General features: G+C 73.3%; 22 protein-coding genes and 1 pseudogene. 14 read left to right on the top strand and 9 right to left on the bottom strand.

The genetic code is table 11. The features are described 5' to 3' along the window. The first annotated feature begins 3 nt into the window (after nucleotides 1-3). Both alc and ALMP_RS13305 read left to right on the top strand, forming a co-directional pair. Nucleotides 4-1,125, top strand: a complete 1,122-nt coding sequence (alc, locus tag ALMP_RS13310; protein WP_264927326.1) for an allantoicase — start codon at nucleotides 4-6, stop codon at nucleotides 1,123-1,125. A 97-nt stretch (nucleotides 1,126-1,222) separates the two neighbouring features. After that, a complete protein-coding gene (locus ALMP_RS13305; protein ID WP_264927324.1) occupies nucleotides 1,223-1,861 on the top strand; it encodes a dihydrofolate reductase family protein in 639 nt (212 codons plus the stop codon). Here ALMP_RS13305 and ALMP_RS13300 read toward each other — a convergent pair. From ALMP_RS13300 to ALMP_RS13285, 4 genes are all read right to left on the bottom strand, one after another. Then, complete coding sequence (locus tag ALMP_RS13300) at nucleotides 1,845-2,534, bottom strand: DUF6882 domain-containing protein (RefSeq protein ID WP_264927323.1); 690 nt, start codon at nucleotides 2,532-2,534, stop codon at nucleotides 1,845-1,847. The genes ALMP_RS13305 and ALMP_RS13300 overlap by 17 nt on opposite strands. A gap of 81 nt (nucleotides 2,535-2,615) precedes the next feature. Continuing rightward, nucleotides 2,616-3,899 carry a cytochrome P450 gene (locus ALMP_RS13295; RefSeq protein ID WP_264927322.1) on the bottom strand — a complete coding sequence of 428 codons (1,284 nt, stop codon included), beginning with the start codon at nucleotides 3,897-3,899 and terminating at the stop codon, nucleotides 2,616-2,618. A gap of 152 nt (nucleotides 3,900-4,051) precedes the next feature. Then, nucleotides 4,052-4,438, bottom strand: coding sequence for a ribonuclease domain-containing protein (locus tag ALMP_RS13290; protein ID WP_264927320.1), 387 nt, complete (start codon nucleotides 4,436-4,438; stop codon nucleotides 4,052-4,054). A gap of 166 nt (nucleotides 4,439-4,604) precedes the next feature. After that, nucleotides 4,605-4,805: a hypothetical protein gene (locus ALMP_RS13285; protein ID WP_264927318.1), complete on the bottom strand. Its 201-nt coding sequence runs from the start codon at nucleotides 4,803-4,805 to the stop codon at nucleotides 4,605-4,607. A gap of 200 nt (nucleotides 4,806-5,005) precedes the next feature. Between ALMP_RS13285 and ALMP_RS13280 the strand changes: the two genes are divergently transcribed. The 3 genes from ALMP_RS13280 to ALMP_RS13270 all read left to right on the top strand — a co-directional run bounded on the left by ALMP_RS13280 (nucleotide 5,006) and on the right by ALMP_RS13270 (nucleotide 8,235). Beyond that, nucleotides 5,006-6,265, top strand: a complete 1,260-nt coding sequence (locus ALMP_RS13280; RefSeq protein ID WP_264927317.1) for a sensor histidine kinase — start codon at nucleotides 5,006-5,008, stop codon at nucleotides 6,263-6,265. 64 nt (nucleotides 6,266-6,329) lie between these two features. Next, nucleotides 6,330-7,007 carry a response regulator transcription factor gene (locus ALMP_RS13275; protein WP_264927315.1) on the top strand — a complete coding sequence of 226 codons (678 nt, stop codon included), beginning with the start codon at nucleotides 6,330-6,332 and terminating at the stop codon, nucleotides 7,005-7,007. Nucleotides 7,008-7,050: 43 nt separating this feature from the next. Next, complete coding sequence (locus tag ALMP_RS13270) at nucleotides 7,051-8,235, top strand: cytochrome P450 (protein WP_264927313.1); 1,185 nt, start codon at nucleotides 7,051-7,053, stop codon at nucleotides 8,233-8,235. 706 nt (nucleotides 8,236-8,941) lie between these two features. Here ALMP_RS13270 and ALMP_RS13265 read toward each other — a convergent pair. After that, a pseudogene (locus tag ALMP_RS13265) lies at nucleotides 8,942-9,943 on the bottom strand (Gfo/Idh/MocA family oxidoreductase); the annotation flags it as partial. Nucleotides 9,944-10,073: 130 nt separating this feature from the next. Here ALMP_RS13265 and ALMP_RS13260 point away from each other — a divergent pair. From ALMP_RS13260 to ALMP_RS13225, 8 genes are all read left to right on the top strand, one after another. Beyond that, entirely contained in the window at nucleotides 10,074-10,811 is a 738-nt protein-coding gene (locus tag ALMP_RS13260) for a GntR family transcriptional regulator (protein ID WP_264927470.1), read from the top strand. A 159-nt stretch (nucleotides 10,812-10,970) separates the two neighbouring features. Continuing rightward, nucleotides 10,971-11,975, top strand: coding sequence for a sugar ABC transporter substrate-binding protein (locus ALMP_RS13255; RefSeq protein ID WP_264927311.1), 1,005 nt, complete (start codon nucleotides 10,971-10,973; stop codon nucleotides 11,973-11,975). Beyond that, nucleotides 11,972-13,036 (top strand): ABC transporter permease, encoded by a 1,065-nt coding sequence (locus ALMP_RS13250; protein WP_264927309.1) that lies wholly within the window; start codon nucleotides 11,972-11,974, stop codon nucleotides 13,034-13,036. The genes ALMP_RS13255 and ALMP_RS13250 overlap by 4 nt, the downstream gene beginning before the upstream one ends. Continuing rightward, on the top strand, nucleotides 13,033-13,824 hold the full coding sequence (locus tag ALMP_RS13245) for an ATP-binding cassette domain-containing protein (protein WP_264927307.1): 792 nt from the start codon (nucleotides 13,033-13,035) through the stop codon (nucleotides 13,822-13,824). The genes ALMP_RS13250 and ALMP_RS13245 overlap by 4 nt, the downstream gene beginning before the upstream one ends. A gap of 323 nt (nucleotides 13,825-14,147) precedes the next feature. Continuing rightward, nucleotides 14,148-15,296, top strand: coding sequence for an ROK family glucokinase (locus ALMP_RS13240; protein WP_264927305.1), 1,149 nt, complete (start codon nucleotides 14,148-14,150; stop codon nucleotides 15,294-15,296). Then, nucleotides 15,293-15,886, top strand: coding sequence for a sugar kinase (locus ALMP_RS13235; RefSeq protein ID WP_264927303.1), 594 nt, complete (start codon nucleotides 15,293-15,295; stop codon nucleotides 15,884-15,886). Before ALMP_RS13240 ends, ALMP_RS13235 begins: the two co-directional genes overlap by 4 nt. Before the next feature lie 150 nt (nucleotides 15,887-16,036). Continuing rightward, a complete protein-coding gene (locus tag ALMP_RS13230) occupies nucleotides 16,037-18,889 on the top strand; it encodes a DEAD/DEAH box helicase (protein WP_264927301.1) in 2,853 nt (950 codons plus the stop codon). A 437-nt stretch (nucleotides 18,890-19,326) separates the two neighbouring features. Continuing rightward, nucleotides 19,327-21,402 carry an SWIM zinc finger family protein gene (locus ALMP_RS13225; protein WP_264927468.1) on the top strand — a complete coding sequence of 692 codons (2,076 nt, stop codon included), beginning with the start codon at nucleotides 19,327-19,329 and terminating at the stop codon, nucleotides 21,400-21,402. A gap of 174 nt (nucleotides 21,403-21,576) precedes the next feature. On the opposite strand, the gene ALMP_RS13220 is transcribed toward ALMP_RS13225, so the two are convergent. Then, complete coding sequence (locus ALMP_RS13220; RefSeq protein ID WP_375803475.1) at nucleotides 21,577-22,449, bottom strand: alpha/beta fold hydrolase; 873 nt, start codon at nucleotides 22,447-22,449, stop codon at nucleotides 21,577-21,579. Nucleotides 22,450-22,533: 84 nt separating this feature from the next. Here ALMP_RS13220 and ALMP_RS13215 point away from each other — a divergent pair, with 84 nt between their 5' ends. Beyond that, on the top strand, nucleotides 22,534-23,088 hold the full coding sequence (locus tag ALMP_RS13215) for an ABATE domain-containing protein (protein ID WP_264927297.1): 555 nt from the start codon (nucleotides 22,534-22,536) through the stop codon (nucleotides 23,086-23,088). Between the two features lie 32 nt (nucleotides 23,089-23,120). Here ALMP_RS13215 and ALMP_RS13210 read toward each other — a convergent pair whose 3' ends face one another. Genes ALMP_RS13210 through ALMP_RS13200 form a run of 3 tightly spaced genes read right to left on the bottom strand, consistent with a single transcriptional unit; the run spans nucleotide 23,121 to nucleotide 24,954 of the window. Next, entirely contained in the window at nucleotides 23,121-23,549 is a 429-nt protein-coding gene (locus ALMP_RS13210) for a DUF6223 family protein (RefSeq protein WP_264927295.1), read from the bottom strand. A gap of 41 nt (nucleotides 23,550-23,590) precedes the next feature. Beyond that, nucleotides 23,591-23,998 carry a hypothetical protein gene (locus tag ALMP_RS13205; RefSeq protein WP_264927293.1) on the bottom strand — a complete coding sequence of 136 codons (408 nt, stop codon included), beginning with the start codon at nucleotides 23,996-23,998 and terminating at the stop codon, nucleotides 23,591-23,593. 59 nt (nucleotides 23,999-24,057) lie between these two features. Further along, nucleotides 24,058-24,954, bottom strand: coding sequence for an RNA polymerase sigma-70 factor (locus ALMP_RS13200; RefSeq protein WP_264927291.1), 897 nt, complete (start codon nucleotides 24,952-24,954; stop codon nucleotides 24,058-24,060). Nucleotides 24,955-25,058 lie beyond the last annotated feature (104 nt).

The following is a 25,058-nucleotide window of genomic DNA, read 5'->3' as shown; positions in this document are numbered from 1 at the left end:
ACCGTGACGGCGATACCCCATTTCACCGGCGACGCGAACCCCTACGGCGGCGGCGACCCGTACGCGGACTACCGCACCGCCGACTTCCCCTTCACCCAGTACGCCGACCTCGCCGACCGGCAGCTCGGCGCCGGTGTCATCGCCGCCAACGACGAGTTCTTCGCCCAGCGGGAGAACCTGCTGGTGCCCGGGCCCGCCGAGTTCGACCCCGAGCACTTCGGCCACAAGGGCAAGGTCATGGACGGCTGGGAGACCCGCCGCCGCCGCGGCGCCTCGGCCGGCCACCCCTGGCCGACCGCCGACGACCACGACTGGGCGCTGGTCCGCCTCGGCGCGCCCGGCGTCATCCGGGGCATCGTCGTCGACACCGCCCACTTCCGCGGCAACTACCCGCAGGCCGTGTCGGTCCAGGGCACCTCGGTGGCCGGCTCCCCCTCCCCGGAACAACTGCTCGGGGACGACGTGAAGTGGACGACCCTGGTCCCGCGCACTCCGGTCGGCGGCCACGCGGCGAACGGTTTCGCCGTCTCCGTCGAACAGCGCTTCACGCACCTGCGGATCAACCAGCACCCCGACGGCGGCATCGCCCGCCTGCGGGTGTACGGCGAGGTCGTCCCCGACCCCGCCTGGCTGGACGTCCTCGGCACCTTCGACGTCGTCGCCCTGGAGAACGGCGGCCAGGTCGAGGACGCCTCCAACCGCTTCTACTCACCGGCCACCAACACCATCCAGCCGGGCCGCTCCCGCAAGATGGACGACGGCTGGGAGACCCGCCGCCGCCGCGACCAGGGCCACGACTGGATCCGCTACCGCCTGGCCGCCCAGGCGCAGATCCGCGCCCTGGAGATCGACACGGCGTATCTGAAGGGAAACAGCGCGGGCTGGGCGTCGGTGTCGGTACGGGACGGCGGGGACGCCGAGGACGCCTGGAGGGAGATCCTGCCGCGCACCCGCCTCCAGCCCGACACCAACCACCGGTTCGTGCTGCCCACCCCGGCCGTCGCCACCCACGCGCGCGTGGACATCTTCCCCGACGGCGGCATCTCCCGGCTGCGCCTGTTCGGCTCCCTGACCCAGGAGGGCGCGGCACGGCTGACGGCCAGGTACCAGGAACTGGGCGGCTGACCACCGGCCGGAGGACGGACCGATGACTTCCGGGCCCGGGCGGGGTCTGCACTGACGACAGCGAACCCCACCCGAGCACGGACAAGGAGGACACGTCATGGGCAAGCTCGTCCTCACCGGCTTCGTCACCCTCGACGGCGTGTACCAGGCCCCCGGCGGCCCCCGCGAGGACACCCGCGACGGCTTCACACAGGGCGGCTGGACCGTCCCGTACTGGGACGACGACTTCGGCCGGTTCGTCGGCGAGGTCTTCGACCGCGCCGGCGCCTTCCTCCTCGGCCGCCGCACGTACGAGATCTTCGCCGCCTACTGGCCGGGGATCACCGACCCGGCCGACCCCGTCGCCTCCCGGCTGAACTCCCTGCCGAAGTACGTCGCCACCACCACGGCCCTCACCGACCCGGTCTGGCCCGGCGCCACGGCGATCCACGGCGACCTCGCCAAGGAGGTCACCGCCCTCAAGGAGCGCACCGATGGCGAACTCCAGGTCCACGGCAGCGGCGCCCTGGCCCGTGATCTCTTCGCCCTGGACCTCGTCGACACCGTGCACCTGCTGACCTTCCCGGTCGTGCTCGGTGCCGGCCGCCGCCTCTTCGCCGACGGCGCCCTGCCCACCGCGTTCCGCCACACCGACGGCCGGATCACCTCCAGGGGCGTCTCCATCCAGTCGTACGACGTGACGGGCCGCCCCCGCTACGGCACCTACGAGTCCCCGGAGGCTACGGCAGGGCCTTGACCCCCACCCCCGCGATCCGGCCGACGGCGTCGAAGTCGACCTCGACCGTGTTGCCGCCGGGCAGCTCGGCGACGATCCGGTCGCCCTCGACACGCCGGGGCACGCCGTGGTGGCCGAAGTACCCGTCGACGACCTGCCGGGCCGAGTGACCGATCAGTCCCGCGCCGGTGAGCAGCGTCCGGGGCAGCGTGACCGGATCCAGGCCGGCGCGGGGAACGCGCGGGTCGTCGGGCAGGAAGTAGACCTGTGTGCCCGGTCCCGCTGGGACGCCGATGTAGCCGGGCGCCCCGGTCACCCCCATGCCGGTGAAGGCGAGCGTCTCCGCCGCGCGCCGCGGATCCTCGAAGCCGGAGAGGTCCAGGACCTCCGCGGTCAGTTCGGTGATGCCCCGCTCACGCCCGAACCGCTCCACCGCGGCGGTCGGCGCGACGACATCGGTGCCCCGCAGGCCCGGGTTGGCCCAGCCCCACATCCAGGACGCTTCCTCCATGTCGTAGGTGCCCAGCACGGCCACCCGCAGCTCCAGCTCCCCCTGCCGGTAGAGGCAGGCCGACAGGTCGGCCGTCCACGGCCCGTCGGGCAGGAACGAGGTCAGGGCCTCGAGCTGGGCCGCCCCCCAGGCCGCATGCCGTTCGGCCTCCAGGAGGAACGCATCACTGAATCGACTCACCATGTCCCTGACTTTAACGGGGGAGGCAGGGAGAGGATCCGCCCCCACGTGCTCCAGGACGCCTGCGGGGCCGGCGTCGAGATCCTACGGCCGCTCGACCCGCACCCGCAGGGGTGCGCGGAAGGACAGCAGGCCCAGCATCGGGGCGTCCGCCGCCGCTTCCGCCGGCCGCAGGCGCGGCAGGTGGCGGGCGGCGGCCCGGAGCGCCACGGCCGCCTCCGTACGGGCCAGGGACGCGCCGGGGCAGCGGTGGCGGCCGACACCGAAGGCCAGGTGGTGGCGGACGTCGGGCCGGTGCGGGCACATGCGTTCCGCGGAGGTGAAGACCTCCGGGTCCGAGCCGCTGCCCATGAGCATCAGCAGCACCTGCGCGCCGGCCGGCAGCTCCACCCCGCCCAGCTCGACGGGGCGTGCGGCGACCCTGCGCCAGGTGGTCACCGGCGGCTCACGCCGTAGCACCTCTTCCACCCATGCCTCGGCCAGGCCCTGCTCGGAGGCGACGCGGGCCCACAGGCCGGGGTCGGCCAGGGCCCGGCGCAGCACGGTGGCGATGAGCTGTCCGGTGGTGGACTGCCCGGCGATGAAGACGAAGAAGCAGACGCCGGCCGCGGTCCGCGCGTCGAGCGGCTCACCGTCGGGCAGACGGTGCTCGGCGAGCGATCCGACGAACGAGTCGGGCGCGGCCGTGCCGCCGGTCACGGTGCGGGTCAGCCACTGGTGGAACTCGCCCACCAGGGGCGCCAGTTCCAGCTGGCGCGACGGTGTGGGCCGGCCCCAGAACAGCTCCAGTGAGGCGTCGCTCCAGCGGATCAGCGTGGCGGGGGAGACACCGTCGATGCCCAGCAGCTCCATCAGGACCCGGCACGGCAGCACCTGGGCGAAGGACGTGAAGAGGTCGGCGCTGCCCGAGGTGTCGATCCGCTCCCGTGCCGTGGTGAGCAGTTCGTCCGCGAGGCGCTCGATGACCGGTACGGCCGCCGCGACGCGCCGGGCGTTGAAGAACCGGGTGACCAGCCGGCGCAGTCCGGGATGGCTGGGCGTGCCGTTGTTGGCCAGCGCGGGCGGGATGTTGAAGCCCGCCCGGGCGAGGATCCGCAAAACGCCGACGGGCAGCGGGGTGACGGCGTGCTGGGCGTTGTCGGGGCGGAAGGTGTCCGGGTCGAGGAGCACCCGGCGGATGTCCCGGTGGCGGCTGACCAGCCAGAGCCCGGTGCCGGGGTCGTGGTGGACGGGCGCCTGCGCGCGCAGCGCGTCCAGCGTCGGATAGGGGTCGCGGACGAAGGCGTCGCCGAAGAGGTCGAGCAGCCCGAGCGGATCGCCCGCGGCGCCCGAACCGGGTGCGGATGCGTCCAGGGCCGGGGTGGTCACGGGGCGGGACGCTAACACGTGATCAGCGTGACCCCCGCACCTATGTGCGCGGCGTCACGCGAGGTGCGGCCGGGGCCCGGCCCGACAAGGGACCGGACCTCCAGCCGCTCGCACCGTTCCTAGGGCTGTTCGAGTGTGTGGGGGAGGGGGATTCAGCAGCCGTAGTCGATCAGGTCGAACGAGGCGTAGTGATCGGCCGTGTAGTAGTCCTCCCGGTACTCCTCACCGGTGACGATGCGGCGCGCACCGCGCGTGGAGGAGCCCGGCGTGATCACGGTGTACTCGTGGTAGTAGCCGGAGCGCTGACTCGGCAGGATGCGTTCCCGGTTCTGGAAGACGGTGCCGTCCTGGGAGTACGGGAAGGGGCCGCCCTGCTCGATCAGTTCCAGCGTGTCGTACGCCTGGGAGGGCAGGTCGCTGTGGCAGATGCTGCCGACCGCGGCCGCGGCCGGGGTGGCGGTGACGGTTCCGCCGACGAGGAGGGCGGACAGGACGGCGGCCGCGGCGCCGATGCGAGTGATCCGTGGGGGGAATCTCATGCCCGCATGATGACGCGCGTAGACAATGGCATGTCAATGACAACCTGAGGGAATTTACCGTCACGTCCGATGAGTTCTCGGGAAGTTAACCTGGCGCGCGACGGCTCCACGAAGCGTCCACGACTGGGTCCCCGCCGACCGGTGGAGCCGCCGGCCCGGCCCCCGCTCAGTCGTGCTTCCGGCTGTCCGCGGCGGCGAACAGGGCGAGCGCGAGGACGATGAGAGCCACGCTCACGTAGACCTCGTAGCCGTCGAGGAAGTCGTACCGCTGCACCAGCCCCCAGTCCCAGTCGGTGAACTCGTGCACGAGGCCGGCGACGCCCTGCACCAGGGCGAAGAAGCCCACAATCCCCAGCAGTTCTCTCATACGGCACACCCTCGCTCCCCGGTACCGCCATCCGCATCGGCCGCGGGGCGAGGCACGTCCGACCGAAGGCCCGGGCCGGCCGGGGCGGCAACGCCGAAAGTCGAGGGCGGAGCGACTTCGGTAGGCGGCCGTCCCGCTTTCGTCGTCGATTCCGCGCGTGCGGGGGTGACGCGCGCCCGCGCTGCGTAGATTTGTCGGCCATGAGGGGTGACGACCAGGCCGCGCCGACGGCGGCCTTCCCGGGGCGCCGATGGCTGCTGCCGTCCGCCGTGGCCGCCGAACTGGACCCGGACGCCGACCGGCGCGGACGCCGGCCCCGGCGCACCGTACGCGACTGGGTCGTCGACTTCACCTGCTTCCTCCTGGCCGTCGCCGTCGGCCTGATGGTGGCGGACACGCTGCCCGAGTTCGATGACCTGCCGCACGCCCTCCTCGTGGCCGACCAGCTGCTGGGCGCGCTCTCCTGCGCCGCGGTCTGGCTGCGCCGCCGCTGGCCCGTCGCCCTCGCCGTCGCGACGATCCCCCTCGGTTTCATCGCGACCACCTCGGCCGGGACCTGCACGGTCGCCCTGTTCACCCTCACCGTGCACCGGCCCTTCCGGTACGTCGCCTGGATCGGCGGGGTCCAGCTCGCGGTGATCCCGGTGCTGATCTGGGCGCGCCCGGATCCCGAGCTGGAGTACGGACCGGCCGTGGTGTGGACCGTCCTGCTCACCGTCGCCGTCATCGGCTGGGGCATGTTCGTCCGCTCCAAGCGGCAGCTGATGCTCAGCCTGCGGGACCGCGCCCGGCGCGCCGAGACCGAGGCGCGGCTCCGTGCCGAGCAGGCACAGCGGCTGGCCCGCGAGGCCATCGCCCGGGAGATGCACGATGTGCTCGCCCACCGGCTGACGCTGCTCAGCGTCCACGCGGGCGCGCTGGAGTTCCGGCCGGACGCGCCCCGCGAGGAGGTCGCGCGGGCGGCCGGCGTCATCCGGGAGAGCGCCCACGAGGCACTCCAGGACCTGCGGGAGATCATCGGCGTGCTGCGGGCCGGCGAACCCGACGACAACGGCCGGCCCCAGCCGACGCTGGCCGCCCTGGACACGCTGGTCGCCGAGTCCCGTCAGGCCGGCCTGAAGGTCACCCTCGACCAGCACGTCACCGACCCCGCCGCCGTGCCCGTCTCCGTCGGCCGCACCGCCTACCGCATCGCCCAGGAGTGCCTCACCAACGCCCGCAAGCACGCGCCCGGCGCGGAGGCCGCGGTCACCGTCACCGGCGGGCCCGGAGAAGGCCTCACGGTGACCGTCCGCAACCCCGCCCCCGAGGGCGACGTACCGCCCGTCCCCGGCTCCGGGCAGGGCCTGATCGGTCTCACCGAACGCGCCACCCTGACCGGTGGGCGCCTGGAGCACGGGCCGCGTGACGACGGGGGGTTCGAGGTGCGGGCGTGGCTGCCGTGGCCCGCGGCGCCGTAGACCGGCGCCCACCCGATCGCCGTACGCCCGACTCCCCGTCCGTCGCCGTGATTACGTAAGGACCATGACTGCCATCAGACTGCTCCTCGTCGACGACGATCCCCTGGTGCGCGCCGGTCTGTCCTTCATGATGGGCGGCGCCGACGACATCGAGATCGTCGGCGAGGCCGGCGACGGCGACGAGGCCGAGACGCTCGTCGACCGCACCCGCCCGGACGTCGTCCTCATGGACATCCGGATGCCGTCGGTGGACGGCCTGACCGCCACCCGGCGACTGCGGGCCCGCAAGGACGCCCCCCAGGTCGTCGTCCTCACCACCTTCCACGCCGACGACCAGGTGCTGCTGGCACTGCGCGCGGGCGCCGCCGGGTTCGTCCTGAAGGACACCCCACCAGCCGAGATCCTCGACGCCGTGCGCCGGGTCGCGGCCGGTGACCCCGTCCTGTCGCCCGCCGTCACCCGCCAGTTGATGGACCACGCGGCCGGTGCCGCCGCCGACACCCGCCGCGCACGCGCGCGTGAGCGGATCGCGACGCTGGGGGAGCGCGAGCGCGAGGTTGTCGTCGCGGTCGGGCGGGGCCTGTCCAACGCGGAGATCGCCGCAGAGCTGTTCATGAGCGTCGCCACCGTCAAGGCGCACGTCTCCCGCGTCCTGGCCAAGCTCGACCTCAACAACCGTGTCCAGATCGCCCTGTTGGCGTACGACGCGGGGCTGCTGGAGGAAGAGGCGGACGGGCACTAGGCCGGGGGCCCGTTCGTTGGGCGGGTGACGGGAGGGGAGCGGCATGGCCGAAGTGATCGACCTGGGGGCGTTCGGAGAGGGGTTCCGCAAGGACCCGCATCCGGTGTACGCGCGGCTGCGTGAGCGCGGCCCCGTCCACCGGGTACGGCTGCCCGGCGCCGGTGCGGACGACTGGTCCTGGCTCGTCGTGGGGTACCAGGAGGCGCGCGCGGCGCTCGCCGACCCGCGGCTCGCCAAGGACGGCAGCCGGATCGGCGTCACCTTCCTGGACGAGGAGCTGATCGGCAAGTACCTGCTGATGACCGACCCGCCGCAGCACACGCGTCTGCGGGCGCTGATCTCGCGCGCCTTCACCATGCGCCGGGTGGAGCGGCTGCGGCCCCGGATCCAGCAGATCACCGACGACCTGCTCGACATGATGCTGCCGCACGGCAGCGCCGACCTGGTGGAGTCGTTCGCCTATCCACTGCCGATCACCGTCATCTGCGAACTGCTCGGCGTCCCCGAGATGGACCGCACCGAGTTCCGCAAGCTCTCCACCGAGACGGTGGCGCCGACCAGCGAGGAGAGCGCGCACGACGCGTTCGCGCGGCTGGCCGCGTACCTCACCGAACTGATCGAGGACAAGCGGTGCGCCGGGCCGAGCGACGACCTGCTGAGCGACCTGATCCGTACGACCGCGGAGGACGGCGACCGGCTCTCACCGGGCGAGTTGCGCGGCATGGCGTTCATCCTGCTCATCGCCGGCCATGAGACCACGGTCAACCTCATCACCAACACCGTCCACGCTCTGCTCACGCACCCCGAGCAACTCGCTGCCCTGCGCGCCGACATGACGCTCCTGGACGGCGCGATCGAGGAGGCCCTGCGGTACGAGGGCCCGGTGGAGAACGCCACGTTCCGCTTCGCGGCCGAGCCGTTGGAGATCGGCGGCAGGGCGATCGCGCGGGGTGAGACGGTGGTGATCGGCCTCGCCGCCGCCGGCCGAGACGCGGCCCGGCATCCCGACCCCGACCGCTTCGACATCCGCCGCGACACCCGCGGCCACCTCGCCTTCGGCCACGGCATCCACTACTGCCTGGGCGCGCCGTTGGCCCGCCTGGAGGCCCACACGGCCCTGCGTGCGCTCCTCACCCGTGCCCCCGCCCTGGCCCTGTCCGCCCCACCCGACGACTGGCTGCCGGGCATGCTGATACGCGGCGTGCGCGACCTGCGGGTGCGCTGGTAGACGCCGGCGAGCGACCTCACCCGTATCCGGGCCCCTCGTACGGCCCCGCCCCACCCGGCGCGGGCCGCGCGTCCGGTGGACCCGGCCAGGGCTGTGGTCCCGGCGGTGCCGAGGGGTCCGGTTCCTCGAATCCCGCGAACATCGCGGGTGTCCCCGGCCGGCCGGGCGCCACGGGCGCCGACGCCGTCGGCCCGGCCTGCGCGGCCTCCGGCATCCCGGGCCACGCCTGCACGCCCGGCACGAGCGGTACGCCGGGCGCGCCCGGTACGCCGGGTGGCGGTGTCCCCGGGACGGCCTGGAGGTCCGGTGTCGTCGGCCAGGGTTGTGGGCCTGGTGGGATGGGGGTGGGTTGCGTGTTCGGTGGGGGTGTCCCTGGGGCGGCCTGTGGGCCGGGTGTCGTCGGCCAGGGCTGTGGGCCCGGCGGACCCAGGGCGGGCTGGGCGTCCGGCGGTGGTGTCCCCGGCGTGGCGTGCGTGTCGGGTGTTGTCGGCCAGGGTTGGGGGCCGGGTGAGTCCGGGGCCTCCGGTGCGTCCAGTGCACGCGGTGCGCCCGTGTCCTGCCCGCCCGTCGACCCGGGCGTCGCCGACCCGCCTGTGGCGTTCCCGCCTGTGGCGTTCCCGTCCGGGACGGCGCCCCCGACACCGCCCGCTCCCGGGGCGGCGCCCCCCACACCCGCCGCTACCGGGCCGGCCGCTCCGAGGGGCTCTCCTCCCGGGATCTCCGCGAGGGACACCGCTCGGCGTTCGCGGCGGGAGATGTCGCAGGCCTCGGCGATGCGGAGGGCCTGAAGTGCCTCGCGGCCGTCGCAGGGGTTGGGGCGGGTGCCGCGGATGACGTCGACGAAGGCGTTCAGTTCCGCCTCGTAGGCGGGGCCGAATCGCTCCAGGAAGCTGCTCCAGGGCTTGTCCGCGGCCGGGGGACCGGTGGGCTCGGTGGAGGCGATGGGAGTGCGGTCGTCCAGGCCGACGACGATCTGGTCCAGCTCGCCGGCCAACTCCATGCGCACGTCGTACCCCGCGCCGTTCAGCCGTGTCGCCGTGGCCGTGGCGAGCGTGCCGTCGTCGAGGGTGAGGAGCGCCGCCGCCGTGTCGACGTCCCCGGCCGCCCGGAACATCGCGGGCCCGCCGTCCGACCCGGCGGCGTACACGTCGGCCACCTCGCGCCCCGTCACCCAGCGCAGCACGTCGAAGTCGTGGATCAGCGAGTCCCGGAACAGCCCGCCGGACACCGGCAGCCACGCGGCCGGCGGCGGCGACTGGTCGGACGTCACCGCCCGTACGGTGTGCAGCCGCCCGAGCCGGCCCGAGCCCACCGCCTCCCGGGCCCCGGTGTACCCCGTGTCGAAGCGCCGCTGGAACCCCATTTGCAGGACTGTTCCCGCCGCCTCCACCTCGGCGATCGCCTGTAAGGTCCCCGCCAGGTCCAGGGCGATGGGCTTCTCGCAGAAGACCGGGAGCCCGGAGCGTGCTGCCCGACCGATCAGTTCGGCGTGGGCCGAGGTCGACGCCGTGATGACCACGGCGTCAACGCCCCAGCGGAAGACCTCGTCCACCCCGGGGGCGGCCGTCTCGCCCAGCCGGAGCGCCAGCTCCTGCGCTCGCGCGGGCTCCGCGTCCGTGAGAATCAGGGACCCCACCTCGCGGTGACGGCTGAGTGTGTTCGCATGAATCGTGCCGATGCGGCCCGTCCCGATGACCCCGATGCGCATGGAATCACCGTGGCGTCGCAGCCCGCACCCTGTCAATGCATATGTCCGGACAATCGAACTACACAACTTCCCGTCAACCGGCCGCGAGGCTACGCTCGGGCCCGTGCCGAAACCAGAAGTGGACCCGACCGTGCAGCTGGAGCTCAGGGTGGACCGGAGTTCTCCGGTCCCGTTGTACTTCCAGCTGGCCCAGCAGCTCGAAGCCGCGATCGAGCACGGATCCCTCACCCCCGGCAGCCTGCTGGGCAACGAGATCGAACTCGCCGCCCGGCTCGGCCTGTCCCGCCCGACCGTGCGACAGGCGATCCAGTCCCTGGTCGACAAGGGGCTGCTGGTCCGCCGTCGGGGCGTCGGCACCCAGGTCGTGCACAGCCAGGTCAAGCGCCCGCTGGAGCTCAGCAGCCTCTACGACGACCTGGAGGCCGCCGGTCAGCGCCCCGCGACGACGGTCCTGGTCAACACGGTCGTGCCCGCCACCGCCGAGGTCGCGGCCGCGCTCGGGGTCGCCGAGGGCAGCGAGGTGCACCGGGTGGAGCGGCTGCGACTGGCGCACGGCGAGCCGATGGCGTACCTGTGCAACCACCTGCCCTCCGGCCTGCTCGACCTGGACACCGACCAGCTCCAGGCGACCGGCCTGTACCGGCTGATGCGGGCCGCCGGGATCACCCTGCACAGCGCCCGCCAGTCCATCGGCGCCCGCGCCGCCACCGCGGCCGAGGCCGAGCGGCTCGCCGAGGACGAGGGCGCCCCGCTGCTCACCATGCAGCGCACCACCTTCGACGACACCGGCCGCGCCGTCGAGTTCGGCGACCACATCTACCGCCCGACCCGCTACTCCTTCGAGTTCCAGCTGCTCGTGCGGCCCTGAGCGGGACCCCTGTCACGACCATGTCCGGACAATGCGACCGGATCGTGGTCCCCCGTCTGAGACGCCTGATCCCTGTGTTCGATAATGGGGCGTTTGTGTCCGGTGAGCGGTCATCGGGCGCGCGCGTACGACAGAGCACGGCAAGAAGGGCACCACCTCGTGGCACGGTTGCGAACCTGGGCAGGAACGGCGTTGGCGGGGGTGCTCTGCGTCTGCCTCGCGGGGTGCAGCAGCACCGGCGGGAAACGCGCCGAGGACGCCCGCAGGGCCGCGGCCGCGCAGGGCCGGGCGGCGGTGGACACCCCGCGCTGGACCTTCGCGATGATCACCCACTCGGGTGACGGCGACACGTTCTGGGACATCGTCCAGAGCGGCGCGAGGCAGGCCGCCGTCAAGGACAACATCGACTTCCTGTACTCCCACGACGACGAGGCCCAGCAGCAGGCCCAGCTCGTCGACGCGGCGGTCGACAAGAAGGTCGACGGCATCGTCGTCACCCTCGCCAAGCCCGACGCGATGAAGGCCGCGCTCGCCCGCGCCGCCGAGGCCGGCATCCCCGTGATCACGGTGAACTCGGGCTCCGCCGAGTCCAGGGCGTTCGGCGCGCTCGCCCACATCGGCCAGGACGAGGCCGTCGCCGGCCGGGCCGTCGGCGAGGAGCTGAGCAAGCGCGGCAGGAAGAAGGCGATCTGCGTCCTGCACGAGCAGGGCAACGTCGGCCATGAGCAGCGCTGCTCCGGAGTGGCCGCCACCTTCTCCGGCGAGGTCGCGAACCTCCACGTCAACGGCACCAACATGCCCGATGTGCAGTCCGCGATCGAGGCCCGGCTCCAGGCCGACCCGTCGATCGACTCCGTCGTCACCCTCGGCGCCCCGTACGCCGACACCGCCGTCAAAGCCAAGCAGGGCGCCGGCAGCAAGGCGGAGGTCGGCACCTTCGACCTCAACGCCAAGGTGGTCGCGGGCCTGGCGGACGGCAGCCTCGGCTTCGCCGTCGACCAGCAGCCGTACCTCCAGGGCTACCAGGCCGTGGACCTGCTGTGGCTGTACAAGTACAACGGCGACGTGCTCGGCGGCGGCCGGCCCGTGCTGACCGGCCCGCAGATCGTCACCGAGGACCAGGCGGCCGAGCTGGCGCGGTACACCGAGCGGGGCACCCGATGAGCGCGACGGTCGAAGGGAGGGCGGACGAGGCGGTCGGCCGGACGACTGACGAAAGGATTCTGCGCAGCTCGGTGCCGCGCAGGCTGCTCAGCCGCCCCGAACTGGGCTCGGTGGTCGGCGCGATCGCGGTGTTCTGCTTCTTCGCCGTCGCCGCCGACGGCTTCCTCCGCGCGAGCAGCCTCAGCACCGTCCTGTACGCGTCGTCGACCATCGGCATCATGGCCGTCCCGGTCGCGCTGCTGATGATCGGCGGCGAGTTCGACCTGTCGGCCGGCGTGCTGGTCACATCGTCGGCGCTGATCTCCTCGATGTTCAGCTACCAGATGACGGCGAACGTCTGGGTCGGCGTCGGGGTCTCCCTCCTCGCCACCCTCGCGATCGGCGCCTTCAACGGCTACGTGCTCACCCGCACCCGGCTGCCCAGCTTCATCGTCACACTCGGCACGTTCCTGATGCTGACCGGCATGAACCTCGGCTTCACCAAGCTGATCGACGGCACCGTCTCGACGAAGACCATCGCCGACATGGAGGGCTTCCCCACGGCCCGCGACGTCTTCGCGTCCACCCTCACCGTCGGCGGCGTCGCCATCAAGATCACGATCCTGTGGTGGTTCGCCCTGGTCGCCGTCGCCTCCTGGATCCTGCTGCGCACCCGCGCCGGCAACTGGATCTTCGCGGTCGGCGGCAACAAGGACGCGGCCCGCGCCGTCGGCGTCCCCGTGGACCGGACCCGGATCGGCCTCTACATGGGTGTCGCCCTCGGCGCCTGGATCTCCGGCCAGCACCTGCTCTTCAGCTACGACGTCGTCCAGTCCGGCGAGGGCGTCGGCAACGAGCTGATCTACATCATCGCCGCCGTCATCGGCGGCTGCCTGATCACCGGGGGCCACGGCAGCGCGGTCGGTTCGGCGGTCGGCGCGTTCCTGTTCGGCATGACGAGCAAGGGCATCGTCTTCGCCGAGTGGAACCCCGACTGGTTCCAGTTCTTCCTCGGAGCGATGCTGCTCCTCGCGACCCTGCTCAACGCCTGGGTCCGCAAGCGCGCGGAGGCCACCAAGTGACGGAAGCGACCCCCCGTACGGCGCTCGTGGAGCTGTCCGGCGTCAGCAAGCGCTACGGCACCGTCCGCGCCCTCGAAGGCGTCTCCCTGGAGGTCCACGCGGGCCGGATCACCTGCGTCCTCGGCGACAACGGCGCGGGCAAGTCGACCCTGATCAAGATCGTCGCGGGCCTGCACCGGCACGACGGCGGCACCCTGCGCCTGGACGGCGAGGAGACGACGCTGTCCTCCCCGCGCGAGGCCCTGGACCGCGGTATCGCCACCGTCCACCAGGACCTGGCCGTCGTCCCCCTCATGCCGGTCTGGCGGAACTTCTTCCTCGGCTCGGAGCCCCGTAAGGGCGTCGGCCCGTTCAAGCGCCTGGACACCGACTTCATGCGCCGCACCACCCGCGCGGAACTGCTCCGCATGGGCATCGACCTGCGCGACGTCGACCAGCCCATCGGCACCCTGTCGGGCGGCGAACGCCAGTGCGTCGCCATCGCGCGCGCGGTCTACTTCGGCGCGAAGGTCCTCGTCCTGGACGAGCCGACGGCGGCGCTGGGCGTGAAGCAGTCGGGCGTGGTGCTGAAGTATGTGGCGGCGGCACGTGACGAGGGCCTCGGTGTCGTACTCATCACCCACAACCCGCATCACGCCTATCTGGTGGGGGACAGCTTCGTGCTCCTGCGGAGGGGCACGATGGTCGGCGGCTACGGACGGGAGCAGATCACCCTGGAGGAGCTGACCCGTCAGATGGCGGGCGGCGACGACCTGGACGATCTGCGGCACGAGCTCCAGCGCGGCTGAGGCACGCGGGACGGCGGCGACGTGTGGGGGTGCGCGGCACGGCTGCGACCTGCGGTGACGGATCGGAGGGCGGTCGACGACGTGTGGGGGTGCGCGGCACGGCCGCGACCTGCGGTGACGGATCGGAGGGCGGCCGACGACGTGTGGGGGTGCGCGGCACGGCCGCGACCTGCGGTGACGGATCGGAGGGCGGCCGACGACGTGCGGGGCTGCGCGGCACCGCCGCGACCTGCGGTGACGGGCCCGAGGGCGGTCGACGACGCGCCCTCTCGTCACCTCCCCCGCTCAGCTTCCGGTGTGTGCGTGCGGCAGAATCGGCCCCGATGAGCACCTACGGCAACTTCACCGCCCCCATCGGCTCCCGCCGCGCCCCCGCCCTGCGCACCGTGGGCACGCGCGAGCGACGCTCCCACCTCACCGCACCCCGCGTGCCCACGGTGGGCATCGACATCGGCGGCACCAAGGTGATGGCGGGTGTCGTCGACGCCGACGGCAACATCCTGGAGAAGGTCCGCACGGAGACCCCGGACAAGTCCAAGAGCCCGAAGGTCGTCGAGGACACGATCGTCGAGCTGGTCCTGGACCTGTCCGACCGGCACGATGTGCACGCGGTCGGCATCGGCGCGGCCGGCTGGGTCGACGCCGACCGCAACCGCGTCCTGTTCGCTCCCCACCTGTCCTGGCGCAACGAGCCCCTGCGCGACCGCATCGCCGGCCGCCTCGCGGTCCCCGTCCTCGTCGACAACGACGCCAACACCGCCGCCTGGGCGGAGTGGCGGTTCGGCGCGGGCCGCGGCGAGGACCACCTCGTCATGATCACGCTGGGCACCGGCATCGGCGGCGCGATCCTGGAGGACGGCCAGGTCAAGCGCGGCAAGTACGGCGTCGCCGGCGAGTTCGGGCACATGCAGGTCGTGCCCGGCGGCCACCGCTGCCCGTGCGGCAACCGCGGCTGCTGGGAGCAGTACAGCTCCGGCAACGCCCTGGTCAGAGAGGCCAAGGAGCTGGCCGCCGCCGACTCGCCGGTGGCGTACGGGATCATCGAGCACGTCAAGGGGCAGATCGGTGACATCACCGGCCCGATGATCACCGAGCTGGCCCGTGAGGGCGACGCGATGTGCATCGAGCTGCTCCAGGACATCGGCCAGTGGCTCGGCGTCGGCATCGCCAACCTGGCCGCCGCCCTCGACCCGTCCTGCTTCGTCATCGGCGGCGGCGTCTCGGCCGCCGACGACCTGCTGATCGGCCCCGCGCGGGACGCGTTCAAGCGCCACCTCACCGGCCGCGGCTACCGCCCCGAGGCGCGGATCGTGCGCGCCCAGCTCGGCCCCGAGGCGGGCATGGTGGGCGCCGCCGACCTGGCGCGGCTGGTCGCCCGCCGCTTCCGCCGCGCCAAGCGCCGCCGGGTGGAGCGCTACGAGCGCTACGAGCGGTTCGCGGAGGCCGCCCGGCGAGCCCGGGACACGGCATGACGGCCCCACCGCCGCACCAGGACGATCCGGCGGGCGAGCCGGGCGTCGCGCAGGAGACCCGGGGGCACGTCATCCGCCGCCGGGCGCTCACCCTGCTGATCATCGTGCTGCTCATCGGCGTGCCGGCCGGCTATCTGGTGATCTCCGCGAACCAGAGCCGGGACAGCGGCAAGGACAAGGAGGCGAAGTACTCGGCGACCGGCCTGACCGAGGGCTGGCCCTCGAGGGTCCAGCGCCGCCTCTACCAGGTGCCGATCCCGCACCCGTCCAACCAGGTCGCCTACTACGAGACGAACAACTGGAAGACCAGCCGTCTCTACGTGCAGTTCCAGACCACGCACGCCGGCCTGGACGCCTTCCTCACGGAACTCGGCCTCAGCCGGGCAGCTCTGGAGAAGGACAGCATCACGATCGGCGAGCGCGACCGGCACGTCACCGGCTGGAAGTTCTCCGGCCCGGGCGCCCGCCCCGGCGACTTCTTCGGTTTCGTCCACGAGCAGAAGAACCCCCAGCCGACGCTGGACGTGGTGGTGAACACAGGCAACCCCGTCTACCCCATGGTGTACGTCGTCTCCCGCACGGTTCCCTGAGCCCGTCCACGCGGCGCCCGGACGGGATCCTGCGCGGTTCCCTGACCCGTCCACGCGGCGCTCGGACGGCCGTCGGAGCCGATTGTCAGACCCCGCCCGTAGAGTCGAAGACGACTGATCCGACACACGGGCGGGAGGTGGACACACCGTATGAGCGACACGGCCAGGGCCATGGCCGCCGGGCAGCAGCCGCAGCCGCCCGGCGCGCGCCTCGCCGCCGTCTTCCTGCCCGCCCCGCTGCCGCGCGACGGCCGGATCGCGCTGTGGAACCCGGACGGAGTGCCGGACGACGGCCCGCCGCCCGGCCCGGCGGACGCCGACCCCACCGAGCTGACCGTCGTGCGCCGCCATGGCGCCTCCGTCCGCCGCCACCGGGCGCCCGCCCTGTCGCTGCCCCTCGACAAGGCGCTCCCGCTGCTGGTGCGCGCCCGCCGCGACCCCGCGGCCCATCCCGCGACCGCCTGCTGGGGCGCCGCCGCGCAGCATGCGCTGCGGCTCGCCGCCCGAGGCCGTCTGCTGCCCGGCCTGACACCCACGGGCCACGACGCCTGGCGGGCCGGCCCCCTCGACCCGGAGGACGTCGCGCACCTGCGCGCCATCGCCGCGGCCCTGCCGTACGAAGGCCATGCCGTGCCGCTGCCCGGCCCCGGCCCGCTGCGGCTGCCCCAGCCGGAAGCCCTCATGCGGTCCTTCCTGGACGCCGTGGCGGACACCCTGCCCCGCACCCCCGCCGCGCCCCACGCGTGCGGGAAACCCTTCGCGGACCGCCGGCCCCAGCGGCTGCCCGCCGCCGCCCACGACTGGGCCGCCGAGGTCGCCGCCGGCATGGACGCGGGCGTGCGCGTCTCCCTCCGCCTGGACCTGTCGGCGTACGACCTGTTCGACGACGGCGAGGGAGCGCGCCGCGCGGGCGCCGCGGTCGTCCAGGTGCACAGCCTCGCCGACCCGACGCTGGTGACGGACGCGGCGGCCCTGTGGGCGGGCGAGGCGGACGCCGCCTTCGGCCCCCGCGCGCGCGTGGACGCGGCGCTCGCCGTGCGGCGCGCGGCCCGCGTGTGGCCGCCGCTCGCCCGGCTCGCCGACCAGGACACGCCCGATGTCCTCGCCCTGTCCGAGGAGGAGCTGAGCGATCTGCTCGGCGTGGCCGCCACCCGGCTCGCGGCGGCCGGCGTCGCCGTGCACTGGCCGAGGGACCTCGCCCAGGACCTCAGTGCGGCCGCCGTCGTCCGGCCCGCCCCCGGCTCGGCGACCGACGGCACCGGCTTCTTCGAGAGCGAGGAACTGCTCCGCTTCCGCTGGCAGTTGGCGCTCGGCGGCGACCCGCTCACCGAGGCCGAGATGGACGCGCTGGCCGAGGCCCACCGGCCGGTCGTGCGGCTGCGTGACCAGTGGGTCCTCGTCGACCCCGCCCTCGTCCGCAAGGCACGCAAGCGCGAACTGGGCCTGCTGGACCCGGTCGACGCCCTGGCCGTCGCCCTCACCGGCACCGCCGAGGTCGACGGCGAGACCGTCGAGGCCGTCCCCGTCGGCGCCCTCGCCGCGCTGCGGGACCGTCTCACCGCCGGGGTGCGCCCGGCCGACCCGCCCACCGGGCTGCACGCCACCCTCCGCGACTACCAGCTCCGCGGCCTCGCCTGGCTCGACCTCATGACCTCCCTCGGCCTCGGCGGCTGCCTCGCCGACGACATGGGCCTCGGCAAGACGATCACCGTGATCGCCCTGCACCTGAAGCGGGCCCGCACCGAACCGACCCTGGTGGTCTGCCCGGCCTCCCTCCTCGGCAACTGGCAGCGCGAGATCACCCGCTTCGCCCCCGGCGTCCCGGTCCGCCGCTTCCACGGCCCCGACCGCTCCCTGGACGACCTCTCCGGCGGTTTCGTCCTCACCACGTACGGCACCATGCGCTCGGCGGCCCCCACCCTCGCCGGGCAGCCGTGGGGCATGGTCGTCGCCGACGAGGCCCAGCACGTGAAGAACCCGTACTCGGCGACCGCGAAGGCCCTGCGCACGATCCCGTCCCCCGCGCGCGTGGCCCTCACCGGCACCCCCGTCGAGAACAACCTCTCGGAGCTGTGGGCCCTCCTGGACTGGACGACCCCCGGGCTCCTCGGACCCCTGAAGTCCTTCCGCGCCCGCCACGCCCGCGCGGTGGAGACCGGCGAGGACGAGGAGGCGGTGGAGCGCCTCGCCCGCCTGGTCCGCCCGTTCCTGCTGCGCCGCAAGAAGTCCGACCCCGGCATCGTCCCCGAGCTGCCGCCCAAGACCGAGACCGACCATCCCGTCCCGCTCACCCGTGAACAGGCGGCGCTGTACGAGGCGGTGGTGCGCGAGTCGATGCTCGCCATCGAGACGGCGGAGGGCATCGCCCGCCGTGGCCTGGTCCTGAAGCTCCTCGGCGCGCTCAAGCAGATCTGCGACCACCCGGCGCTGTACCTCAAGGAGGACACGCCTGTCACCGGTGAGGCGCTCGCCGCCCGCTCCGGGAAACTCGCCCTGCTGGACGAGCTGCTGGACACCCTGCTCTCCGAGGACGGCTCGGCGCTCGTCTTCACCCAGTACGTCGGCATGGCCCGCCTCATCACCGCCCACCTCGCCGGCCGCGCGGTCCCCGTGGACCTGCTGCACGGCGGCACCCCGGTGCCCGAGCGGGAACGCATGGTCGACCGCTTCCAGAGCGGCGCGACCCCGGTCCTGGTGCTGTCGCTCAAGGCGGCCGGCACCGGCCTGAACCTCACCCGCGCGGGCCACGTCGTCCACTTCGACCGCTGGTGGAACCCAGCCGTGGAGGAACAGGCCACCGACCGCGCCTACCGCATCGGCCAGACCCAGCCCGTCCAGGTCCACCGCCTCATCACCGAGGGCACGGTCGAGGACCGCATCGCCGAGATGCTGGAATCCAAGCGCGCCCTGGCCGACGCGATCCTCGGCTCCGGCGAGTCCGCCCTGACCGAACTGACGGACCGTGAACTGTCCGACCTCGTCCGACTGCGGAGGGAGACGTGATGGGCGACCCCGACACCACCCCCGACACTCCGCGCCCTGCCGACGTCCGGCTCCCCGCGGAGGTCCCGCGCCCTACGGACGCGGCGCGCCTTGCCGACACCGTGTGCCCCGCTGACACCGTGCGCTCCGTCGATGCGGCGCGCTCTGCCGATGCTTCATGGCCCTCTGACGCCACACGTCCGGCCGACGCCACACGTCCGGCCGACGCTCCGCGCCCTGCTGACGCTCCGCGCCCTGCTGACGCTCCGCGCCCTGCTGACGCTCCGCGCCTTGCTGATGCGGGGCGCTCTGCCGACGTGGCGCACCCTGCTGACCTCCCCCGCTCTGCCGATGCCTCGGGCCCCGCCGACACTCCGCGCCTCGCTGACACTCCGGGATCCGCTGACACTCCGGGCCCTGCCGACGCTCCGCGTCCGGCCGACGCGGCGCGTCGCGCCCTGCGGGCGGCCAGGGAACGGCAGCAGGAACGACCGACGGGCCAGCCCGCACCGGCCCGGCGGGACAGCGCCCCAAGGCCCGGGGACGCGGCCCGGGCAGCGCTGCGCCGTGCCACGGACCCGGCGCCGGGGGCGGGACCCGCCTCGGCAGGCGGCCACGACCCGGCGGTAGGCAATGGTCTGGCAGTCGGCCACGGTCCGGCGGTAGGCAATGGTCCGGCAGTCGGTCACGGTCCGGCAGTCGGCGATGGTTCGGCAGTCGGTCACGGTGCGGCGATCGGAGACGGTCCGGCAGGCGGTAGTGGCCCGGCAGTCGGTCCCGATCCCGCAGTGGGGGGTGTGTCGGCTGAGGATCCCGTCGGGGAACCGGGCGCGCCCCGAGTGCCGCAGGGGGGTGTCGGCTCGCGGCCCGGGGATCTCGCCCGTGAGGCGTTGCGGGCGGCGCGCGCGGAGGTGGGGCAGGGGTCGGCCGACGGCATCACCGCCCGCACTCCTCGCGCCTCTCTCTCCTCTCGGCCCACTCCCGCCGGTACCCGGCCCGCGCCGGTCCGGCGGCAGGGCCGCCCGAGTGACCGTGCCGCCGACGACCGAGTGCGGGAGGTACGGGAGTTGCTCGCGGGTGCCTTCCGGATGCCGACGGAGGAGACGGCGCCGGTCCCCGCCGCAGCCGACCAGGACGCCACTGCCGGCCCCAGCGGCAGTTCCCCGTCCTCGCCACCCCCGTCACCCCCGTCGCCCTCCTCCCCGTCGTCCCCGGCTCCCTCCCGTTCCCCGTCCCCCGAGCCACCCCGCGCCCCCCGCTCCATGGCCGCCCCCTCCCGGGACGGCGACCATCGCCGGACCTTCCCGGCCTTCCCGCCCCGGGGCGGCGGTGAGGACGGCCGGTTCGCCGCGACCTGGTGGGGGAACGCCTGGGTGGACGCGCTGGAAGAGGGCGCGCTGGACGTCAAGCGGCTCGCGCGGGGGCGCGGGTACGCCGAGCAGGGGAACGTGGACGCCATCACCGTCACGCCCGGTCTCGTCCTCGCCTACGTGCGGGGCAGCCGTCCCCGCCCCTACCGGGCGCAGGTGCGGCTGCGCACCCTCGACGACGCCGACTGGGACCGCTTCCTGGAGGCCGCCGTCGAGCGCCCCGGACACATCGCGGCGCTGCTGGACAAGGAGATGCCCGAGTCCCTCGCCGAGTGCGGTGTGCCGCTGCTGCCCGGCCCCGGCGACCTCGAGCCCCACTGCACCTGCCCGGACCGCGGCCACCCCTGCAAGCACGCGGCGGCCCTCTGCTACCAGACCGCGCGGCTGCTCGACGCCGACCCGTTCGTGCTGCTCCTGCTGCGCGGCCGGGGCGAGCGCGAGCTGCTCGACGCGCTCTCCCGCCGCAACGCCACCCGCGCGGCCCGCGCCGCCCAGGAGCACGAGCCGGAACCCCTGCCGGGCGTCCGCGCCACCGACGCCCTCGACCCGGCACGCCGACTCCCGCCCCTGCCGGCCCCCTTGGCCGGGCCACCGCACCCCGGACAGCCCCCGGCGTACCCATCGGCCCCCGGCGGACCCGACTCCTTCGCACTCGACCAGCTCGCGACCGACGCCGCCGCCCGCGCCCACGCCCTCCTCACCACCGGACACGACGAGATCGGCGGACTGACCCTGTGGCAGGACGCCGTACGGATCGCCGCGTCCCGCCCCGGCTCCGGACTCACCGCCGCCACCCGCGCCCTGTACGCCTCGCTCGCCTCCGCCGCCGGCCGCAGCCCCGCCGAGCTGGCGCGCGCGGTCGCCGCCTGGCGCCAGGGCGGCCCGGACGGACTCGCCGTCCTGGAGGAGCCCTGGGACCCGCCGGCGGGCCGCTTCGACCGGGCCCGCCCGCTGCTGCTCGCCGCGGACCTGCCCGCCTTCCGGCCCTGGCGCAACCACCTCACCCACCCGGCCGGCCATGTCCAACTCCGCTTCGGGCGGGACGGGTTGTGGTACCCGTACGAGTCGGAGCCGGGCCACGACGACTGGTGGCCGCGCGGCACCCCCGACCCCGACCCCGTGGGTGCCCTGACCGGCCTCGGCGGCCCGGGCGACGACCTCTGAACCGGCATGGCACAGAACGGGCATGGCACAGATCCGGCATGCCACGGATAACTCGGTGCCGCTGTACTGGAGTGTGCCGTCCATGTCGACGCCCGCGTCGATACGGCCGTCCGCGCGCATCCCCTCGGCCTGGGCCGTGTCGTGCGGGAGGCGCGTCAGGGTGAGCGGACGCGATCACTTCCAGGTGCGGTCGAGGAAGTCGGCGATGAGCGGGGCGATCTCCGGGAGGTGGGTCTCCAGGGCGAAGTGGCCGGTGTCGAGGAGGTGAAGTTCGGCCTTGGGCACGTCGCGCAGGTAGGCCCGGGCTCCGGGAGAGGTGAAGAAGGGGTCCTGAGCTCCCCAGACCACGAGGGTGGGCGGGGTGTGCCGGCGCAGCCAGGCCTGCCAGCGGCCGTAGCTCTCGATGTTGGTGCGGTAGTCGAAGAACAGCGCCAGTTGAGCCTCCTTGCGGCCCGGGAGGTCCAGGAAGTGCTGGTCCAGCGTCCAGCCGTCCGGGGAGATCGAGGCGGGGTCGGTGACGCCGGCCTCGTACTGGTGGCGGGTCCCGGCGAGAGTGAGCAGGTCGCGGAGAGTGTCCTCGGCGCCGAGGGTCCGCGGGGTGAGCAGGAGGGCGTCGCGGGCCACGTCCGACAGTCCGTCCTCGTACGCGTTGCCGTTCTGCACGATCAGCCCCGCGATCCACTCCGGACGACGATCGGCGAGGCGGAAGCCGACCGGGGCGCCGAAGTCGAAGACGTACATCACGAACCGGTCGAGGCCGAGCTGCTGGACGAAACCTTCCATGACGTCGGCGAGCCGGTCGAACGAGTAGGTGAAGGTGTCCGGCACCTCGGTGTGACCGAACCCGGGGTAGTCCGGCGCGATCAGCCGGTAGTGGGACCCCAGCACGTCGAGGAGGCGGCGGAACTGGTGCGAGCCGGACGGGAAGCCGTGCAGGAGCAGCAGTACGGGGGCGTCGGCCCGGTCGGGAACGGACTCCCGGTAGAAGACGCGGACGCCGTCGACCTCGAGGTGGCGGTGGACGGTACGGGCAGCGGAGGCAGGCACGTCTAATCCCTTCAATGCGGTTGCACGCATTAGATATAGCCGTGCTGAGCTAACGCGTCAACGCGTTGATGTAGCATTAGCCGCATGAGTCACATCGCGCCGCTGACCGGAGAGCCGCTGGCGTTGGACCTGGTCAACACCCGTCCGGCCGTCGGCGATCTGCTCACCACTCCGGGCGACCTCCGCGCCTGGTGGACTCTCCAGGCCGACCGTCTCCCAGGCGTGCCGGAGGAGATCACCGGCACGGATCTGGCCGCCGTGCGCGCCGTACGCGAGCACACCGCCCGCGCGCTCGACTGCGTGCGTCACGGCCGACGGCCGTCGGAGGCCGACCTGGAGGCGCTCAACCAGGCGCAGCGCGCCGCGCCCGCCATTCTCGAGCTGAGGTCGGACGGGCCGGCGCTCACCGCCACCAGGCGGCGCGACGGCTCGGCAGGCCGGCAGCTGGCTGCCCTGCTCGCCGAGGCCACTGCCGAGCTGCTGACCGACCCGGCGGTCACCAGGGTCCGGGAGTGCGAGGCCGACGACTGCGTACTGCTCTTCCTGCCCGCCCATCCACGCCGCCGCTGGTGCTCGGCAGCCCGCTGCGGGAACCGTATGCGCGTGGCCCGCCACTACCAGCGCCACAAGACCACATAGCGAGTGGCGATCCGTCGTTCGCGACGATGGGATCAGCGGGTTCGGCGGGAACGGGAGCGGGCCAGCCAGCCGAGGGTGACGGCGATCAGGCCCAGGAGCATCGCGAAGTAGGCCCCGCCGAGCCCGTTGCCGGTGCCGAGACCGCCATCGGCGGTGGCCGCGACCGTCCCGCCGACGGTCACGGCGACCAGACCCGCCACGAGAGCCGCGACAGCTCCGTTCCGCCGGGCCCAGGTGCCGATGTGCCCCTGTCCGGTGGGGCGCGCCAAGGCCAGGCCGCCGCCCACCGCGCCGAGGAGGCCGACCAGCGCCGACAGGGAGGCCCCGACCCGGCCGAGGCTCACGGTGTAGACGCTCGCGGCGACAGGCTGGACCGAGGGGTCCGCGGCGGCCGGTTCGGCGAACGCGAAACCGCCGATCAGGACGGCGGCGGCAACGGCACACACGGATCGAATGGACATGATGAGGTGTCCTGCCCTTCTTTCGAAATGGTTGACAGCGGCTACGACCGAGTGGCCGGACGCAGCGGCAGGCGGGGGGACAGTGCCCGGACCAGGGCCAGGGTGCTGAGGGCGAACATCACCACGCCCAGGGGGACATGGAGCGAGGGCATGTGGGCGATGCCCAGCGCGACCTGCGCCGAGGCGAGGAGAAGGAAGCCGGTGGCGTACAGGACGGGGCGGGAGGATCCGCCGCCCGGGCGCCACGCCAGGACGGCGGCGAGGACGTACAGCATGGTGGCGGCGTACATGACCTTCGAGCCGATGTCGTGGAGGAGGTAGCCGTGGGACGAGGTCAGCAGCATGCCCGCGGTGGCCGCTTGGAAGAAGAGGGTCAGGGTCTGGAGGGCTATCGCGGTTCTGAGGAAGGTGCGGCCGCGTGGCGCGGCGGCCGTCGTCTGTCCGGTCATGGTCTGGTCCCCCTCTTGTGGCGTGCGGCAGTCGATGGGTGCGGTCCCGGCCGTTGTCGTCATCGCAGGGTGAGCGGGGTCTCGGAGGTGACGCGGGTCAGCTTCTCGGGGTTGCGGACGAAGTAGAGGCCGGTGATGCGGGCGTCCTCGACACTGACCGCCATGACGCCGTCGAGCTCACCGTCGCGGTGTACGGCCAGTGCCGGGCTGCCGTTGACCACGGTGGGCTCCCAGGTGATCGTGGCCTCGATCTTGGCGGAGCCGCCGAGCCAGAAGCGGACGATCTTCTCGGCGCCGATGACGGGTTTGAGCGCGGCGCGCTTGACGCCGCCGCCGTCGCTGAGCAGAACGACCTCGGGCGCGAGTACGTCGAGGAGGTCCTGCGGGTTCCCGGTCTCAAGGGCGCGCTGGAAGGATTCCAGGGCCGCCCGGGTCTCCCTCGCGGAGGCCGTCCTGCGGGGCCGGCGGGCGTCGACGTGCCCACGGGCGCGGTGCGCGATCTGCCGTACGGCCGCCGGGGTCTTGCCGACGGCCTCGGCGATCTCGTCGTAGTCGACCTCGAAGACCTCGCGCAGCACGAACACCGCCCGCTCGGTCGGGGAGAGGCTCTCCAGGACGAGCATCATCGCCATCGACATGCTTTCGGCGAGTTCGACGTCCTCGGCCACGTCCGGCGTGGTGATCAGCGGCTCGGGCAGCCACTGGCCGACGTACGCCTCGCGGCGGCGCTTCATGGTGCGCAGCCGGTTGAGCGCCTGCCGGGTCGTGGTCCGCACCAGGTACGCCCGTTGGTCGCTCACCTGTTCCAGGTCGACCTTGACCCAGCGCAGCCAGGTCTCCTGGAGGACGTCTTCGGCGTCGGCCGCCGATCCGAGCATCTCGTAGGCGACGGTGAAGAGCAGGTTGCGGTGGGCGACGAACGCCTCGGTCGCCAGGTCGGTGGTGTGATCGGTCATCTCTCGGTCCCTCTCCCTCGAATGCCTGGTCAGGCTGTCCGCCCCGCGACGGCCGATGCCCCGCGGTGCTCGGCCTGCGGCAGTTGGCGGCTGTGGTCGGCTGT

It is taken from the genome of Streptomyces sp. A012304, from assembly GCF_026008495.1.
Taxonomy (GTDB): Bacteria; Actinomycetota; Actinomycetes; order Streptomycetales; family Streptomycetaceae; genus Streptomyces.
This window is presented reverse-complemented; position numbering and strand designations above follow the sequence as displayed.

Bases quoted from the DNA above. Each gene is read 5' to 3' on its own strand.
- ALMP_RS13305 (WP_264927324.1), top strand. From the start codon at position 1,223: ATGGGCAAGCTCGTCCTCACCGGCTTCGTCACCCTCGACGGCGTGTAC.
- ALMP_RS13300 (WP_264927323.1), bottom strand. From the start codon at position 2,534: ATGGTGAGTCGATTCAGTGATGCGTTCCTCCTGGAGGCCGAACGGCAT.
- ALMP_RS13290 (WP_264927320.1), bottom strand. From the start codon at position 4,438: ATGAGATTCCCCCCACGGATCACTCGCATCGGCGCCGCGGCCGCCGTC.
- ALMP_RS13285 (WP_264927318.1), bottom strand. From the start codon at position 4,805: ATGAGAGAACTGCTGGGGATTGTGGGCTTCTTCGCCCTGGTGCAGGGC.
- ALMP_RS13280 (WP_264927317.1), top strand. From the start codon at position 5,006: ATGAGGGGTGACGACCAGGCCGCGCCGACGGCGGCCTTCCCGGGGCGC.
- ALMP_RS13275 (WP_264927315.1), top strand. From the start codon at position 6,330: ATGACTGCCATCAGACTGCTCCTCGTCGACGACGATCCCCTGGTGCGC.
- ALMP_RS13270 (WP_264927313.1), top strand. From the start codon at position 7,051: ATGGCCGAAGTGATCGACCTGGGGGCGTTCGGAGAGGGGTTCCGCAAG.
- ALMP_RS13250 (WP_264927309.1), top strand. From the start codon at position 11,972: ATGAGCGCGACGGTCGAAGGGAGGGCGGACGAGGCGGTCGGCCGGACG.
- ALMP_RS13240 (WP_264927305.1), top strand. From the start codon at position 14,148: ATGAGCACCTACGGCAACTTCACCGCCCCCATCGGCTCCCGCCGCGCC.
- ALMP_RS13235 (WP_264927303.1), top strand. From the start codon at position 15,293: ATGACGGCCCCACCGCCGCACCAGGACGATCCGGCGGGCGAGCCGGGC.
- ALMP_RS13230 (WP_264927301.1), top strand. From the start codon at position 16,037: ATGAGCGACACGGCCAGGGCCATGGCCGCCGGGCAGCAGCCGCAGCCG.
- ALMP_RS13215 (WP_264927297.1), top strand. From the start codon at position 22,534: ATGAGTCACATCGCGCCGCTGACCGGAGAGCCGCTGGCGTTGGACCTG.
- ALMP_RS13210 (WP_264927295.1), bottom strand. From the start codon at position 23,549: ATGTCCATTCGATCCGTGTGTGCCGTTGCCGCCGCCGTCCTGATCGGC.
- ALMP_RS13205 (WP_264927293.1), bottom strand. From the start codon at position 23,998: ATGACCGGACAGACGACGGCCGCCGCGCCACGCGGCCGCACCTTCCTC.
- ALMP_RS13200 (WP_264927291.1), bottom strand. From the start codon at position 24,954: ATGACCGATCACACCACCGACCTGGCGACCGAGGCGTTCGTCGCCCAC.